Source organism: Bacillus cereus group sp. BcHK124 (assembly GCF_027712065.1).
Classification (GTDB): Bacteria; Bacillota; Bacilli; order Bacillales; family Bacillaceae_G; genus Bacillus_A; species Bacillus_A pacificus.
In genome coordinates this window covers 241337-256896 of sequence record NZ_JAQFPJ010000004.1, presented here as the reverse complement: position 1 = coordinate 256896, position 15560 = coordinate 241337, and the positions used below count along the sequence as shown (strand labels likewise).

Here is a 15560-nt window from a genome sequence, read left to right as displayed (position 1 = left end):
CATAAGCAAAGGTCATTTTTGTATTTATTTTCCGTTAAGTTTATTAGCTAATTTGGTAAAAAAAGTCCGCTGTTTTATAGGAATATTTGACTGGCAAAATGTATAATAATCAATATCTTTAATGTAAGTAAAGAGCCTAGAAATAGCATATAGGAATGTAATAGAGGATCCAACTGCGAAACTAATGCCGTAACCATTGAATCCAAATGGAAGCAGGATAAGGCTTAATAACAAGTTTGCAAAAAAGAAAATAGCTGATGTTCGAAATGCCCCTTTACGATCCTCAAAGTATAGGAGTAGTAATGTAATAACGAGTACCATTCCATTTGCATAAGCACCAACTATAGTTAGTTGCAGAATAGAGTAATTAAGTGTTATGTTTCCAGATTGCGAACTAAACATCCATATTATAAAAATAATAAGTAAGGAAAAAATACCTTGATTACGAAGTATACGTTCCATTTCCTGCTTTAAGACAAAGTTCATGGAATCCTTCAATTGTAAAAGCGTATGTAATGTTCCGCCATTGTTTACTGAACCGAAGAACTTTTTATATCTTTCATAAAACCTGGTTTCAATGGATACTACAAAGAAAATATAGGTTGGGATAATACTTAAATACGCCCAGAAAACAGAAGTATCATAAATTTGATGATAAATAAATGTGTTTTCAATATTTCCCCGACCGTCTCCAAACCAAATAACAAAATTACATACCCAAATACCCACATTGTAAAAGAGGCTTGACCAAAATAATTCTGGATATTTATCTAAATAAGACAGAAAGGTAAATTGTTCAGTAGCATCACTATTTGGAAACATTCTTACAATAACGATACTTAACCATACTAGTGTAATGAAAGTACCGAGTGTAAAAGAAATTAAAAGCAATAGGGCAGATCCATGTTCTAACCCAAGTGTAGGGTGCCAGTAAGCTACTAGGATAATTCCTAATAGGGAAAAAATGGATCCGATTAAAAATGCCAGTGCAATTGATTGATAATCTTTAGCTGCTGTTAAATAAATGGACTGAATCCAGATGATATTTAAAGCTAAAAATAAAAATAGCATCACGATTTTATAATATAAAGCTAATGGTGTGAAAAATGCAAATAAAAGCCATAACATAATAGCTAAAAAAAGTGTGATCTTTGTCATTCCTAAAAATGAAGAAAATACTTTATCAGCTTTTTGTTCGTATAAAAGGTCAGCTACATATCTAGTTACAATGAGCTGCAATGCTCCGTAAATAATTTGAGAAAAAATAAAGCAATATGAAATTGAAATAGTGAAAAGGCGCTGTTCTTCAATTGAAATAGAATGAAATAAACTCAAAATGAATCGAATAGTTGTTACTGCTAAAATAACGACTAACCAAGGACCAGCTGTAACAAATAACGAAAATCCATAAGCTTTTACCCTGGAAGAATAGTAGTCTTCCTGAAATAATTTTTGTAATCGAAATCCTATACCTGCCATGTTTTTGCACCCCTTTCTAAATAAAGCTTACGATAACTATCAACAACACCTGATAATTGATAATATGCTTCAATACGATTACGCCCATTGTTTCCGAATTGTTGAATGGATTCAGGGTGGCGATAATACCATTCTAAGTGGGTGGCAACTTGTTCAGGAGATACAGGTGGTACAACAAAGCCACATTGGCCGTAAGGATCTTCATCTTGTCCATAAATTAACTCCTTACAAGAACCAACGTCTGTAACAACCCATGGTAATCCCGATGCCATTCCTTCTAACATAGCTAGTGGTTGTCCTTCAGATATGCTGGTTAATACGAGAATATCCGTTTGTTTTAAGTAATCTTTAATGTTTACTCTGCCAGTCATTATTACATGTTCTTTTAATCCAAGTTGCTGAATTAAATCACGACATTCTTGGGCATACTCTGGTTCTTCTGTATCAGGACCTAATAAGTAGAAGATAAACGGAATATCTTTTTCTAATAATAATTTAGCTGCATAAATCATTGTTTTTACATCTTTAATTGGCACAACTCGTATAATAGCAGAAATAATGAGTTTATCTGAATTATGTTTTGGCTTACGTAGCCCCTTATAGTCAGATAAAGTAACACCATTTGGAACAATTTTTAGTTTATGGGCCGGAGCTCCTAGTTCTTTTTGATATGCACTATTCCGTCCGAATAACGTAATCACATCAGCAGCTTGTTCATATGCTTGGTGAGATAAATGATGGAAGAAAGAAACCCATCTTTTTTTGTATTCGATTGGTATCCAAGTTGATTGGAGTATTTCCTCTTCGCGTTCCCGAGAATAAATACCATGCTCTGTTAGAATAAATGGTATGTCAGATTTGGCACTAATTGCAGCTCCAAGAAGCCCACCATAGCCTGTAGATACAGAATGGATAAGATCTAATTCAGGAAAATCAATTTGTAAAATTTGAATGATTGGTGTGAACATAGATCTCCACATCCAAAAGTAATTTAAGAAAGAACCACTACTTTCTTCATACAAATAGCTTTCTTTCACTATTTCATAAAATTCACGACTTTCGAAGAAGGAATGTAGTGTTCCTAGCTTTTGCTTGTTCCCTAATATTTGTAATGCTTCTGTGTCGTTAGCTTGGAATGTAAACCATTTTTGAAGTGTTTGTACTTCATCAGTCGTTAAATTGGTTTTTATATGGTTTGAGTCACTTTCTGATTGTAAGGGAATCATAATGATATCTTTTACATTGTTAGGAATTTCATATTGATATTCCTCTTCTGTTTTTATTTGCGGTACGATCGCAAAAATGGTGAATTCATGTTCTTTAAATTGTTGGATAATCATTTGTACCCAACTTGCTACTCCGCCACTGACAAAAGGATAACTTCCTTCAACGACTAAACCTATTCTCATCTGCTATACCCCTTTAATTGGAATTGTAGCGTTAGCTTGTTTTAATATAACGCTATAAATTTGTGAATCTAGCTTTGTAACTGTGCCGTATGGGAATGAACCGGTTTTCAATTTTTTCCCTTCTTCCACACGTATAATTGTTGCAGTGTGGTTTGGTAATCCTTTATATGCAATGTGAACAGCATCATCTTCATAAGAAACAGCTAAATCACCAGTTTGATAAATTTTCATGGAAGCAGTTGCTTCACTTTGTGTCATACTTTTTATATAAGGATATCTTTCTCGTATTTCTTTAATTGTCGTTTTATAAGCTTTAAATAATTCTTCCCATGTTAAATTACCCGAACGTTTTTCATCAAGGATATCATCTGGATGGACGAAATGTGAGATAACCCCTAAATTTGCGGTAACATCAGCTAAAATAAATTGTTCTTCATCTGGGATAGCGTAGCCACTCGTAATACGCGGGAAGTGATAAATATTTTTGTTGTGCTCGTCTGGTCCAAATTCTTGAATTAAACTACCGTTACTTTTACTTCCCACATATAGAGAGGCAACTGTTTCCATAGTTGGAACCGCGTCGTTTAATGCACTTAATCCAGTTGTATTTATAATATTGGATGGTGGTACATAGGTTTTTAGTTTTTCGTTTGGAAAGAAGTTATACACGAGTTTTTGTAAAGCATCTAAGGATCTCTCCATGTCCTCTTTTGAATTCCACGGAACATATTCAAGTGCTTTATCTACTGGGTCTGGTGGTAATAATAAAGGTTGATGGTTATAGCCATGAATACCGATTTCTCCACCGTGACTTAATAATTCTCTCCCAAATAATAAATAGGTATTTCTATTTTTACCTGTGAAATTTTCAAAAGGTGGCGTTACTTTATTTTGGTATGTCCCAATTGCAACCCCTGTATATTTAATATCAAGCTCTTCAGAGATATCCTTCATATTTTTCCACCAATGTTTTTTATAAAATTCTTCAACAGAAATTTTTTCTGTTGTTAAGTTTTTTAGTTCTCCACTTGGAATTGGAGATGGGAAGTCATCGATATACATAATCTCCGCTCCAAGTTGTACTGTAGCGAAAGTCGGGAAAATAGTACCCAGTGATTGAACGAACATACCTCTACCTAATTTATCGTTCAATGCTGTTGTATTCCAATATAAGACTTTTCCTTCACCGTAGTCATTGGTCCAAAGGATGGGAGTATCTTCTGCAGTAATCCAAGTATTAGTTGTATTCTCATCTAGCGTAATATTCATTGAGCTATGAGTGAACAATGGAGAAGAACTTGAGAGATCAGGATAACCAGGGAATAAAACTTCTTCAAAGGTTAATCCTTTTACATCTTTGAAGCCTTCTTTTTTTGTAATACCAAATAATGTGTTCCAGGAAGGATCTGAATCAAGTCGGTTTGCGATAATAATCCTTCCGCCCATTTTTACAAAATTTTGAATATCAGCTTGTGGAAGTTGCGCCATTATTTCACCTGTAATAATAATCCCTGTATAGGGAGAGGGAGTAAGTCCCTTAATTTCATTAGCTGTAATATCTTTATAGTGTAGGTGTGCGTAATCCATTGCCTTTTTCGTATTAAATTCGACTTGTTGCCCTAATGTATTATCCGTTTTTAAAACGTATAATTGCATTTTTTGTCCATTTTGGGCTACATCTTTTGCTTTGAGTGTTTTAACAGTATCTGTTTCTTTAGTTTTAGGAACAGAAAACTTTTGATAGAAATTTTCTGTTCGATATATAAGGATAGATATAATTAAGAGAAATAAAATGATACTAACAATTCCGATATATATATTAATCCCCTTTTTCAATGTGTGCGCCTCCAAACTGCCTTACAAATAATTGATATTTACGCGGTAGTATATGAACTCTTTTTGCAGCTACTAGATTATTGATTAATTTATAGAGCTCGTCCCATAACTTTTGCTCATAATATATTTCAAGTAGCCCAACGTAACCGTAATATGATTCAGGATAGAAATGAATAAGATTTAAAAATTGTTCTTCAGACTTTGCATATTGTTTTGAATGTAGAAACAGATTTCCAAGGTGGAAAGGATAAAGAGGTTCGGTAGGGAATAGTTCTACACTTTGTGTAATAAAATTCATAAATTCGGCGATTATTTTTTCCTTTTGCTGATTAGAAAGAAGACCACTGTCTATATATCTTAAATAGTTAGAAACTAACTCTTTTGCAATTTCATTTTGTGGATTTTGTAGAAATTGCTTATTTAAGTATTCGATCTGTTTTTCGTACCGTTCATTTAGTAAATTAATAGTAGTTGCTGCGTAATGTACAGTTTCAGGATCTTTATGGTGAATGGCTTCTTTCAATAAGCCTCCTTCATTGGAAATAGAGGAGGAGCTTAACTGCACAATGAGTTGTTTATGTAATTCAGGCTTATCTAGTTCTAATCCAGAAGAAAATGAAATTAGGTCCATATCTTGTTTTGCTGATGCCAAAATATCTTCATAATGATCAACTTGAAAGGAAACATAATCAGAGTATTGCTGTAACCACTCGGTCTTGGAGCGTCTTATATTCAGTAATAACATGATTGCTGATACAATAAGTCCGACAAGCGGGAAAAGAAGAGAGATAATCAAGCAAAATTCAATAATTCCTTTCTTATCTTCAGTAATCAAACCTTTCGTAAATCGAAATAAAAGAAAAACCAAAATAGCATAAATAAAGTAAAGAAGGAGTAAAATCATTAGAATACCACTCCTTTAGAAGAAAGAGCGTTTTGTATACGAGTTTGGACTGGTAATAAAAACTTTTCTTCAGTGCCAGGTAATAGGATCATAACTTTTTGTTTGGTCGTACTATAACCGAATATATCAATATCACGCAAATGATCTTTTAAAATAGAATTTATCATTTCTAAGGAATCTTGTGGAACAGTAAATTCAAAATAGGAATATGGATAAGATAATGTTTCGTACCGTTTCTTTTCTATTTTTAGTAAATGTTCAAATTCATCTTCATAATAAATACTCGTTTTAGGGAATGTACGATCCTCTTGACTTGATAGCCAAAGATTAGAAGCGTTTTGTAAACGATCACCCATCCAGCGCAAATACCATGTGAAAAGTTCGAATTGCTCAGAAGTTACTTTTGAAAATTCAATTTCGTCTAATATAATGACGTATTGTACATCATCTTGGAATAGGACGGGACCAACTAAAAGTGGAGCGTCTTGAAAATCCTCTTCTGTACGGAAAAAAGGTCGATTATGCGCTAGAGCGTTTTTGATGACTAGCGAAGCATTTTTAACAAAAATGGATTGAGGTAAGGTATTTTTACCAGTTTCTGCTCTTAATTTAATACGAAGTGATTGTTTATTGTTATCGACGTGATAGATACCAATTTTTTTTGCTCCGAAATACATTTTTAATACATTTATTCCTTCATCGAGTACAATTTCAGGATGTGTATGATTTAAAGCTTTAAACATATGATACATTTTAGATAAGTGATTATTTGATTCAAGTACACGAGAACGTAGTGTAATACGTGTTTCATCCAATTGTTTCACAACATATTTTAATTCTTTATTTTCGGATTTTAGCTCATTATTTATCATATGTACATCTTCATACCGTTCTTTTTGTGCAGTACTCATTAGTCCACAACATAAACTAATAACAAGTAAGAAAATCCAATTAATCCAGTAATCTAATGAATAAAAGTACAGTAATATATCATCTTCTTTATATATACCGCTTATAAAAATATAAATCATTGCTTCTAGAAAGGTGAAAAGGGCGATAGATATGCCATACCGGCTAGAAATAATTAATGTAATAAATAAGAGTAAGAAGTATTCATACGTTGGTGTTAGAAAATCAGTTAGTATTGAGAGAAAAAATAGAGCAATAAAGAGAATCGTAGGTTCAATCATTTTTTGTAATAAATTAGATTGTCTATAGTGCATAAAAAATCCCTTCTTTCGTTTGCAAATTTAATTTTGAGGAATAGTAAACTGAAATAAAATACATAATTTAAAAGAATTATTTTAAAATATATAAAGCCCAAATCATTTTATCAACAGAGATGTAGTAAATTCAAGTGAAATAAATTCTAATTTTTGTTAATGTATTGTATTTATTGGGATTTTTTATTAAATATCGAGCTTGAAAAAATGTAAAATGTTATTGTATTACTATACTTGTATTAATATATAAAATGATAAAAAATTACAGTTTTATAGGGGGTAATATTATTATGGAGTGGAAACGTTCCATGTACTTTTTAGCTATATTTTCTTTTATTTTTTCCTCAAGTACATCCGCCCAAGCAAATGTCGTGGAACCAGTTTTAAAAAATGTACGAAGTTATAAAATTTATTATGGTGAAGCAAATGAGCAAGTAATTGAGGGACTTTCAAAGTATGACATGGTCATTATAGAGCCATATGCATTTACGAAAGAGCAAGTTCAGCAATTAAAAAAATCCGGAACAGTAGTCCTTGGGTATGTTAGTGTTTTAGAATTAGAATCGTGGCATAAATCGCAAGTAGTTGAATCAGACTATTATTATCGAGACGGTAAGAAAATGAAGATTGAGCAGTGGGATACATATATTATGAATTTAGCTGATGAACATTACCGGCGGATTGTTGTAAATAAAGTGAAACAGCAAGTTATTGGAAAAGGAATAGACGGTGTGTTTTTAGATACCGCTGGTGATATTGATGACTATTTTTATGATCAGCCAGTTACACAAGGGAAATTTCGCGAAGCATATGTAAATTTATTAAAAGAAATAAAAGGTGTTGATTCTGATTTGCTTCTTATACAGAATTGGGGATTTGACACAATCAAAAATACATCCTTGAATTTTATACATGGTGTATTGTGGGAGGACTTCAATAAACAAGTTATTACGAAAGATGAATGGAGTCAAAATTGGATGCGCTATTTTAAACAACAAAGTAATAAGATTGTAACGTTTACCGTTACTCCAAATACCGTATCTAAAAAATATAGTTCTATAAATGGATTTATTCCTACAATTAATCCGAATGATATTTATGATAAATAGCAATTATTAGGGATGAGAAACTATCAATATTGACTATGAAAGTTTAGGTCAGTATACGATTATCTTATAAAGATGAATGTATTACTGACTAGCTCATTTTATAATATTCCATGTTAGAAATTAGTAGAATAAGATAGAAAAAGTGCATTATCCTATTAATTTTTATAGAAATAAAAAACGTAATGTTTAAAATAACATCAATACTTGTGTCATGGTTAGAGTACGTTTATAATCAAGGAATCTTATTAATGTTCTGATAGGGTTATTTATGATTGAAAGCGTTTTAAAGTTGGCGTTCTTCAAGGTAGGAAGTCTGACCTATTTAGATTAAAAATTATGTATGTAGTTTGAAATAGGAAGAAAAATAATAAAGAATCACTTTATATTGTGGGGAGGTTAAAAGTGTGAAAGGGAAAGAATTTCACACGAATACATATGGGTTACGTAGGATTATTACTTTCGGGTGCAGCTTTATTTTTAAATAGTCTTGTTATATTAGGAAAAGCAGAGATGAAAAGTGCAGGTGTTTTTAATTTATTTGTGGGTGCACTACAAATTATTATTCCGTTCTATTTAATCATGATTTCTGATCAAAGTAATTGGACGGTATATTCATATGCAGCTACTTTCTTATTCGGATTAACCTATTTATATGTAGGTGTTACTTTTATAAAAGGAATGGACAGTAGCGGTTTAGGGTGGTTCTGCATTTGGGTAGCAATTATTGCTTTATTCTATATGGTTGTTTCATTTGTTCAATTCCACGATGTTGTGAATGCGTTAACGTGGTTTATGTGGGCATTACTTTGGTATTTATTCTTTGTATTAAATACACAAAAAAAGAACATCAATCAATATCTTGGAAGGATTGCCTTCGTACAATCATGGGTAACATTGACGTTACCTTCACTCTTTTATTTTATGGGAGTATGGGGAGAGGGATTCGTATATGAATTATGGGTTTATGTATCTGTAATTTCTATTTTATACTTCTGTTATTGTATTTATAAATATCGAGTACGTTAATATATTTTTTGTAGAAAAGCATGGAATCGTTAAACGAGTTCCATGCTTTTTATATGTTAGCATTTATAATAGAGAGGTAGTATTTTACAATTTATCGAAATGGGGATGATAAAGTTGAAAAAAGTATTGGTGCTAGGGGGAACAAGATTTTTTGGTAAACATTTAGTAGAAGCACTTTTGCAAGATGGGCACGATGTAACGATTGCGACGAGAGGAATTACGGAAGATTCTTTTGGGAGTAGAGTAAAAAGACTTATTGTAGATAGAGAAGATGAAAAACAACTAGCAGAGCGTCTAGCAGATAAAAGTTATGATATTGTATACGATAATTTATGCTATAGCTCGAACGCAGCGAAGATAATATGTGAAGTGTTACGAGGGAAAACGACAAAATACGTTATGACATCTTCAATGGCTGTCTATGAACCAGCACTAAGTTTATCAGAAGAGGACTTCGATCCGTACGAGTATGCAATTGCGTATGGAGATAGGAATGACTTCAATTATGGTGAAGGAAAGAGGTTAGCCGAAGCAGTTGTATTTCAACAAGCAACATTTCCAGTTGTTGCAGTTCGTTTTCCAGTTGTTATTGGAGAAAACGATTATACGAAAAGGTTACAATTTTACGTTGAACATATTGTGAGAGAAGAACCTGTCGCAGTGAATCATCTAGATGGAAAATTGTCGTTTATACATGAAGAAGAAGCCGGGGAATTTTTAGCTTGGTGTGGGATGAAAGACATAGAAGGGCCAATTAATGCTTGTAGCAACGGGGTAGTTTCTACTCGGGAAATTATTCATTTTATAGAAGAGAATACGGGAATAAAATCACTCATTCAAGAAGTAGGAGATCATGTAGCACCTTATAATGAATTGACTAATTGTACATTACATAATGGAAAAGCTAATGAATTAGGGTTCCCGTTCCGAGGATTGAAAATAGAAATAGAAAAAGTATTACGTTATTACATACATGCAATGAAATGATCATAAATCCCCCGGTGGCAATCCGGGGGATTCTGGAGGATTTCGACAATACTAATTTTACATTACCAAACTTACCTTATACGCACGACTAATGTTTTTGTGATTGAATTGCTTGTAAATACTTTTCATTTACCCGGTCCCAGTTCACTGTATGCCACCAGTTGGTAACAAATTCTGGGCGACGATTTTGGTACTTTAAATAATAGGCATGTTCCCATACATCAATGACAAGTAATGGGATTTTGCCTTCTTGCAAAGGTGTATCTTGATTAGGTGTACTCATTACAGTAAGTTCTTCACCATCAAGGACAAGCCATCCATAACCACTTCCAAAACGGCTAATTGCTGCTTTAGACAGTTGATCTTTTAAGTTGTCAAAGGTATTGAAATAATAATCAATTACTTTTGCAACGTCTCCATTAGGCTCGCCGCCACCCCGTGGGCTCATTACTTCCCAAAAAAGACTATGACAATAATGTCCACCACCGTTATTTCTGACAGCTGTAACAATTTCCTTTGGTAAAGCTTCTAAATTACATAGTAACTCTTCTAAAGATTTATTATGTAATTCCGAATAGTTTTCTAATGCGGCATTCAAATTATTTACGTATGTCGCATGGTGCTTTGCATGATGAATAGAAAGTGTATTGCTATCGATATATGGCTCTAGTTCATCATAGTCATATGAAAGCTTTGGCAATTGAAATGAAGACATGACATTTCCTCCTTTCTCTCTAAAAGTTGGTCTAGGTAAAAATAATTTACCTGAGTAAAAAATACACCTATTTTTCATGAAAGTCAATAGTAATCTCTTAATTTTCTGAAAGATAGTACAATAAAAGTAACACTTCGACTTTCGTTTGTGACTCTTATTCTTTTTGCTTATACTGTAAAGTAGTAACGTTTTGTTGAAATAGAAGGAGATCGCTTATGAGTAAAACGAAGCAATTAATAGAGGAAGCGAGTCATTTTATTACGATTTGCTATAAAGAGCTTAATAAAGAACAATTCATAGAAGAACGCATGAAAGAAATTCGAGTTGAAATAGAGAAGACGGGGACGTATGAACATACATTTGAAGAACTTGTTCACGGATCGCGAATGGCATGGCGCAATAGTAATCGATGTATCGGAAGACTATTTTGGAGTAAGATGCACATATTAGATGCACGTGAAGTAAATGATGAGGAAGGTGTATATAATGCATTAATTCATCATATTAAATATGCAACGAACGACGGAAAAGTGAAACCGACCATTACAATTTTTAAGCAATATCAAGGTGAAGAAAATAATATAAGAATTTATAATCACCAATTGATTCGGTATGCAGGATATAAAACAGAAATGGGAGTGATTGGTGACTCTCATTCCGCTGTGTTTACAGATTTTTGTCAAGAACTTGGCTGGCAAGGAGAAGGTACGAATTTCGATGTATTACCACTTGTGTTTTCTATAGATGGAAAAGCGCCTATATATAAAGAAATTCCGAAAGAAGAAGTAAAAGAGGTACCAATTGAACACCCAGAATACCCAATTTCGTCACTTGGAGCAAAATGGTATGGGGTTCCAATGATTTCAGATATGCGCTTAGAAATTGGCGGTATTTCCTATACAGCAGCTCCGTTTAATGGATGGTATATGGGAACAGAGATTGGGGCACGTAACTTAGCGGATCATGATCGCTATAATTTACTTCCAGCAGTTGCGGAAATGATGGATTTGGATACATCGAGAAACGGTACGTTATGGAAAGATAAGGCATTAGTTGAATTAAACGTGGCTGTTTTACATTCCTTTAAAAAACAAGGAGTTAGTATTGTTGACCATCATACTGCGGCGCAACAATTTCAGCAATTTGAGAAGCAAGAAGCTGCTTGCGGTCGTGTTGTAACGGGCAATTGGGTGTGGCTCATTCCGCCGTTATCTCCAGCTACCACTCATATTTATCATAAACCGTATTCGAATGAAATTTTGAAGCCGAATTTTTTTCATAAATAGTTTGTAGTATAGGGCATTTTCTGTGAAAATATAATTTTTTTTAACTACTGTTACGTAGCAAATGGAAGCCTTTACCCTCGGTTATTTTTGGAAGGAGCTTTTTGAACCAAGGAGTTCCTTATGTTATAATCAAATTTCTGTTTCGAAGACCTTATAGAAATATAAGGTCTTTTATTTTGCTTTTTTATGTAAGAGGAATAGAAATTTTCTTTTAAATAAGGGATTTAGCATATTTTTAGGGACAACATAAGTGTGTAGGAAATAGATGAATTATTATGCTTATATAATCATTGTGTTTTGGGTGTAAACAATAAAACATAATAAAGTTGTTTTTTAGATTGCTGAGGAAGGAGGAAGTGTAAATGAGGATGAAGAGTCGAAAAACGGATTGGCCTGTATTTCTTATTAGTGGTGGTTCGCTTTTATTATTTGTAATTGCGGTTTTCTTAAATAAAAATTATGTAGAGGGAGTCATTAATAGCAGTTTTGCAGCTTCAATTAAATATTTTGGTGCCTTCTGGCAATTTTTGTTAATTGGTACATTTATTGTTGCAATGTGTATGGCATTCTCGAAATATGGAAGAGTTAAACTTGGGGGATTAGAAAAACCTGAGATTAGTACGGCAAAGTGGCTTGCTATTATTATGTCGACATTACTTGCCGGAGGTGGCGTTTTTTGGGCAGCTGCAGAGCCAATGTACCACTTGATGACGGTGCCGCCGATACATGAAGGTATATCTGCTGGAACGAAAGAAGCAGTAATGCCTGCTTTAGCACAAAGTTATATGCATTGGGGTTTCTTGGCTTGGACGATTTTAGGTACAATCAGTGCGGTAGTTATGATGTATGGGCATTATCATAAAGGTATGCCGTTAAAACCTCGAACGCTTTTATATCCTATTTTTGGTGAGAAATTGCGAAAGAGTTTGCTTGGAACAATGATTGATGCATTTGCCATTATTGCGGTAGCTGCAGGGACGATTGGACCGATCGGATTTTTAGGCTTACAAGCAAGTTATGGCCTACAGGCATTGTTTAATATTCCTGATGTTTTTACTACTCAATTAGCAATTATTATTTGTGTAGTTGCGGTTTCTACTATATCTGCAGTAACAGGAATTAATAAAGGGATTCAAATTATAAGCGATTTAAATGTTAAATTAGCGATTTTATTAATGGTATTTGTATTATTATGTGGACCAGGTGGATTTATTATTGATTCGTTTGTATCTTCGTTTGGATTTTATATAAATGAATTTATTCCAATGAGCACATACCGCGGTGATACAGGTTGGTTAGGATCGTGGACAATCTTTTTCTGGGGATGGTTTATTGGATATGGACCGATGATGGCAATTTTAGTGAGCCGTATTTCAAGAGGAAGAACGATTCGAGAAATCATCGTTGCAATTGGAATTATTGCACCTATTATTACAACATTTTGGTTTACAATTCTGGGAGGGTCAGGTGTGTTTTATGAATTAATGAAGCCTGGTTCTATTTCAAGCGCATTAAGTGAATCGGGTATGCCAGCTGCTATGATTGCAATTACAGAACAACTGCCACTCTCTCATATTATTGGACCGGCATTTCTTTTATTAACAATTTTATTTGTAGTGACAACAGGAGATTCAATGGCTTATTCGATTTCGATGGCAGTGACTGGAGACGGAGATCCTAGAATTAGCTTACGAATTTTTTGGTCGCTTATTATGGGAGCAGTTGCGGCAATTCTGTTATACATGGGTGAGGGAAGTATTAACGCCTTACAATCATTCATCGTAGTAACAGCTGTCCCCGTATCCATTCTGTTACTCCCAATGCTATGGCTAGCGCCTAAAGTTGCAGGGGAACTAGCATTAAAACAAGGCATTGTAAAAGAAGAAGATAAAACTAGCTTCTTGTTCCAAAAAGCTAGTAGATCAAAATAAATAATTGTATTTATATAAAAAGAGGAAGCATTTCATCTGAAATGCTTCCTCTTTACTATTTATTTAACTATGATCATACTCTGTACAGTTTCAATCTATTCTAATACTTTATCTTTCGTCTCTGGGACACATAGTAGCATTGTAATTAAACCGATTGGATAGATAATGAAGATAAGAGATAATGCGCCCATTAAATTACCACCTGCAGCAAGTAATCCGATAATAACAGGTCCAAAGCCAGCTAAACCACGTCCTGTACCGAAAATAAAGTTTTCTGCTGTAGAGCGAGCTTCAGCAGGATAGTTTTCAGCTAAAATTGCTCCGAATCCTCCCATCATGCCATTTGCGAAGAATCCAAGCAATGCGCTGCCCCATAACAATAATGTTGGATTTGTGAATAAGAAGAAGTAAATGAGACAGTATATAGTACCACCGACATAATAGATTGTAAAAGTTTTACGGCGACCAATTTTATCAGCTAGAATTCCAAAAATTGCAATTCCAATTAACATACCGATCGTAGAGATGAACATCCAACCACTAGCTTTTGCTAATGTATAGTTATATTTATTCGCTAAAATAGTTGGCATCCATGTAAAGATACCATAATATCCGAAGTTCTGGATGAATGACATAATAATAAGGCCAATAGTTGTTACTGTTACTTTTTTATTTGCAAATAGCTTTCGAAGTGGGAACTTTTTCATTTGTTTTAGTTGTTCAGCCTCAGTAGTTGTTAAACTGCCTGCAACCTCTTTTTGTAACAATTCTTTTTTGTATTGTTGTTTTTGTTCCCATATTTTCGGTTCACTTAAACTTTTTCGTACATAAACAGCTAATAAAGCGGGAATAAGTCCAAATAGGAAAACAGCTCTCCACCCAAAATGTGGGACGATAAATGCTGGAAGGAGTGAAGCTACTAGTACGCCAAATTGCCATCCAAGTGCAACAACAGATGTCGCCTTAGCGCGCATTTCTTTAGACCATGTTTCAGTTACGATGGCCATTCCAATCCCGAATTCACCACCAACTCCCATTCCTACTAAAAAGCGAAGAATTAATAATTGCCAATAATCTGTTGCGAAATAAATAAGTGCTGTTGCGAGTGAAAATAGTAAGATTGTGAAGGCCATCGTACGGATACGCCCAAATAAATCAGCAATAAATCCAAATAAATAAGACCCAATTAGCATTCCTATTGTAGTAGCTAAAGTTAAGTTCCCACCTTCAACAGGGCTTAAATGAAATTCTTTTAAAATGTAGACGAGTACGAAAGATAAGAGCAACATATCTAAGCCTTCTGCTGCATATCCTAGCGCAGACCCAAATAGTGTTTTATATCTTTTCTCTTTCGTCTCCTCTGTTGTTGATTGTACATCAGTAGTGACGTTCATCATTATTCCTCCTTATTTTCTTCTACAGTCGCTATGGAAGAATAACAAAAGGCCTTCTCACCTGATATGATGAGAAGGCCAAAAAAGCATACGTATTCCTAGAAAAGAACATACGTATATTGTATTCCGACTTCCTTCTCAACCTCACGGGGTTGGGTTAAAGGACTGTATTATATTACTTTATTTTTAGCACTCTTCTATTAGATTGTCAAATAAAGAGGGAATTGTTATGTGTAAAATATTGCAAAAGGTATTTCATTC

General features: G+C 33.8%; 12 protein-coding genes. 5 read left to right on the top strand and 7 right to left on the bottom strand.

Annotation, left to right across the window (positions count from 1 at the left end; genetic code table 11):
• Positions 1-24: 24 nt before the first annotated feature.
• The 5 genes from pelG to PDK19_RS09575 are packed head-to-tail and all read right to left on the bottom strand — an operon-like array spanning position 25 to position 6851.
• Complete coding sequence (gene pelG / locus PDK19_RS09595; protein WP_014893388.1) at positions 25-1479, bottom strand: exopolysaccharide Pel transporter PelG; 1455 nt, start codon at positions 1477-1479, stop codon at positions 25-27.
• Positions 1467-2888, bottom strand: a complete 1422-nt coding sequence (gene pelF / locus PDK19_RS09590) for a GT4 family glycosyltransferase PelF (RefSeq protein WP_049114171.1) — start codon at positions 2886-2888, stop codon at positions 1467-1469. The genes pelG and pelF overlap by 13 nt, the downstream gene beginning before the upstream one ends.
• Before the next feature lie 3 nt (positions 2889-2891).
• Complete coding sequence (locus tag PDK19_RS09585) at positions 2892-4724, bottom strand: DUF2194 domain-containing protein (protein WP_049114173.1); 1833 nt, start codon at positions 4722-4724, stop codon at positions 2892-2894.
• Positions 4708-5628, bottom strand: coding sequence for a tetratricopeptide repeat protein (locus PDK19_RS09580; protein ID WP_049114175.1), 921 nt, complete (start codon positions 5626-5628; stop codon positions 4708-4710). The genes PDK19_RS09585 and PDK19_RS09580 overlap by 17 nt, the downstream gene beginning before the upstream one ends.
• Positions 5628-6851, bottom strand: coding sequence for a nucleoside-diphosphate sugar epimerase (locus PDK19_RS09575; RefSeq protein WP_049114177.1), 1224 nt, complete (start codon positions 6849-6851; stop codon positions 5628-5630). Before PDK19_RS09575 ends, PDK19_RS09580 begins: the two co-directional genes overlap by 1 nt.
• Before the next feature lie 290 nt (positions 6852-7141).
• On the opposite strand from PDK19_RS09575, the gene PDK19_RS09570 reads away from it, so the two are divergent.
• The 3 genes from PDK19_RS09570 (at position 7142) to PDK19_RS09560 (ending at position 9973) form a co-directional block, all read left to right on the top strand.
• Positions 7142-7960 carry a putative glycoside hydrolase gene (locus tag PDK19_RS09570; protein ID WP_000455000.1) on the top strand — a complete coding sequence of 273 codons (819 nt, stop codon included), beginning with the start codon at positions 7142-7144 and terminating at the stop codon, positions 7958-7960.
• A gap of 435 nt (positions 7961-8395) precedes the next feature.
• Positions 8396-8986, top strand: coding sequence for an AmiS/UreI family transporter (locus PDK19_RS09565; protein ID WP_000542569.1), 591 nt, complete (start codon positions 8396-8398; stop codon positions 8984-8986).
• A 105-nt stretch (positions 8987-9091) separates the two neighbouring features.
• Positions 9092-9973 carry an NAD-dependent epimerase/dehydratase family protein gene (locus PDK19_RS09560; RefSeq protein ID WP_014893392.1) on the top strand — a complete coding sequence of 294 codons (882 nt, stop codon included), beginning with the start codon at positions 9092-9094 and terminating at the stop codon, positions 9971-9973.
• Between the two features lie 88 nt (positions 9974-10061).
• Here PDK19_RS09560 and sodA read toward each other — a convergent pair whose 3' ends face one another.
• Positions 10062-10688 (bottom strand): superoxide dismutase [Mn], encoded by a 627-nt coding sequence (gene sodA, locus PDK19_RS09555; protein ID WP_000094043.1) that lies wholly within the window; start codon positions 10686-10688, stop codon positions 10062-10064.
• 215 nt (positions 10689-10903) lie between these two features.
• On the opposite strand from sodA, the gene PDK19_RS09550 reads away from it, so the two are divergent.
• Both PDK19_RS09550 and PDK19_RS09545 read left to right on the top strand, forming a co-directional pair.
• Positions 10904-11974, top strand: coding sequence for a nitric oxide synthase oxygenase (locus PDK19_RS09550; protein WP_000047607.1), 1071 nt, complete (start codon positions 10904-10906; stop codon positions 11972-11974).
• Between the two features lie 362 nt (positions 11975-12336).
• Positions 12337-13905, top strand: a complete 1569-nt coding sequence (locus PDK19_RS09545; protein ID WP_001242458.1) for a BCCT family transporter — start codon at positions 12337-12339, stop codon at positions 13903-13905.
• A 95-nt stretch (positions 13906-14000) separates the two neighbouring features.
• On the opposite strand, the gene PDK19_RS09540 is transcribed toward PDK19_RS09545, so the two are convergent.
• A complete protein-coding gene (locus PDK19_RS09540) occupies positions 14001-15299 on the bottom strand; it encodes an MFS transporter (protein ID WP_041184481.1) in 1299 nt (432 codons plus the stop codon).
• Between the last annotated feature and the right edge of the window lie 261 nt (positions 15300-15560).

Bases quoted from the DNA above. Each gene is read 5' to 3' on its own strand.
- pelG (WP_014893388.1), bottom strand. From the start codon at position 1,479: ATGGCAGGTATAGGATTTCGATTACAAAAATTATTTCAGGAAGACTAC.
- pelF (WP_049114171.1), bottom strand. From the start codon at position 2,888: ATGAGAATAGGTTTAGTCGTTGAAGGAAGTTATCCTTTTGTCAGTGGC.
- PDK19_RS09580 (WP_049114175.1), bottom strand. From the start codon at position 5,628: ATGATTTTACTCCTTCTTTACTTTATTTATGCTATTTTGGTTTTTCTT.
- PDK19_RS09575 (WP_049114177.1), bottom strand. From the start codon at position 6,851: ATGCACTATAGACAATCTAATTTATTACAAAAAATGATTGAACCTACG.
- PDK19_RS09570 (WP_000455000.1), top strand. From the start codon at position 7,142: ATGGAGTGGAAACGTTCCATGTACTTTTTAGCTATATTTTCTTTTATT.
- PDK19_RS09565 (WP_000542569.1), top strand. From the start codon at position 8,396: ATGGGTTACGTAGGATTATTACTTTCGGGTGCAGCTTTATTTTTAAAT.
- PDK19_RS09560 (WP_014893392.1), top strand. From the start codon at position 9,092: ATGATAAAGTTGAAAAAAGTATTGGTGCTAGGGGGAACAAGATTTTTT.
- sodA (WP_000094043.1), bottom strand. From the start codon at position 10,688: ATGTCTTCATTTCAATTGCCAAAGCTTTCATATGACTATGATGAACTA.
- PDK19_RS09550 (WP_000047607.1), top strand. From the start codon at position 10,904: ATGAGTAAAACGAAGCAATTAATAGAGGAAGCGAGTCATTTTATTACG.
- PDK19_RS09545 (WP_001242458.1), top strand. From the start codon at position 12,337: ATGAGGATGAAGAGTCGAAAAACGGATTGGCCTGTATTTCTTATTAGT.
- PDK19_RS09540 (WP_041184481.1), bottom strand. From the start codon at position 15,299: ATGAACGTCACTACTGATGTACAATCAACAACAGAGGAGACGAAAGAG.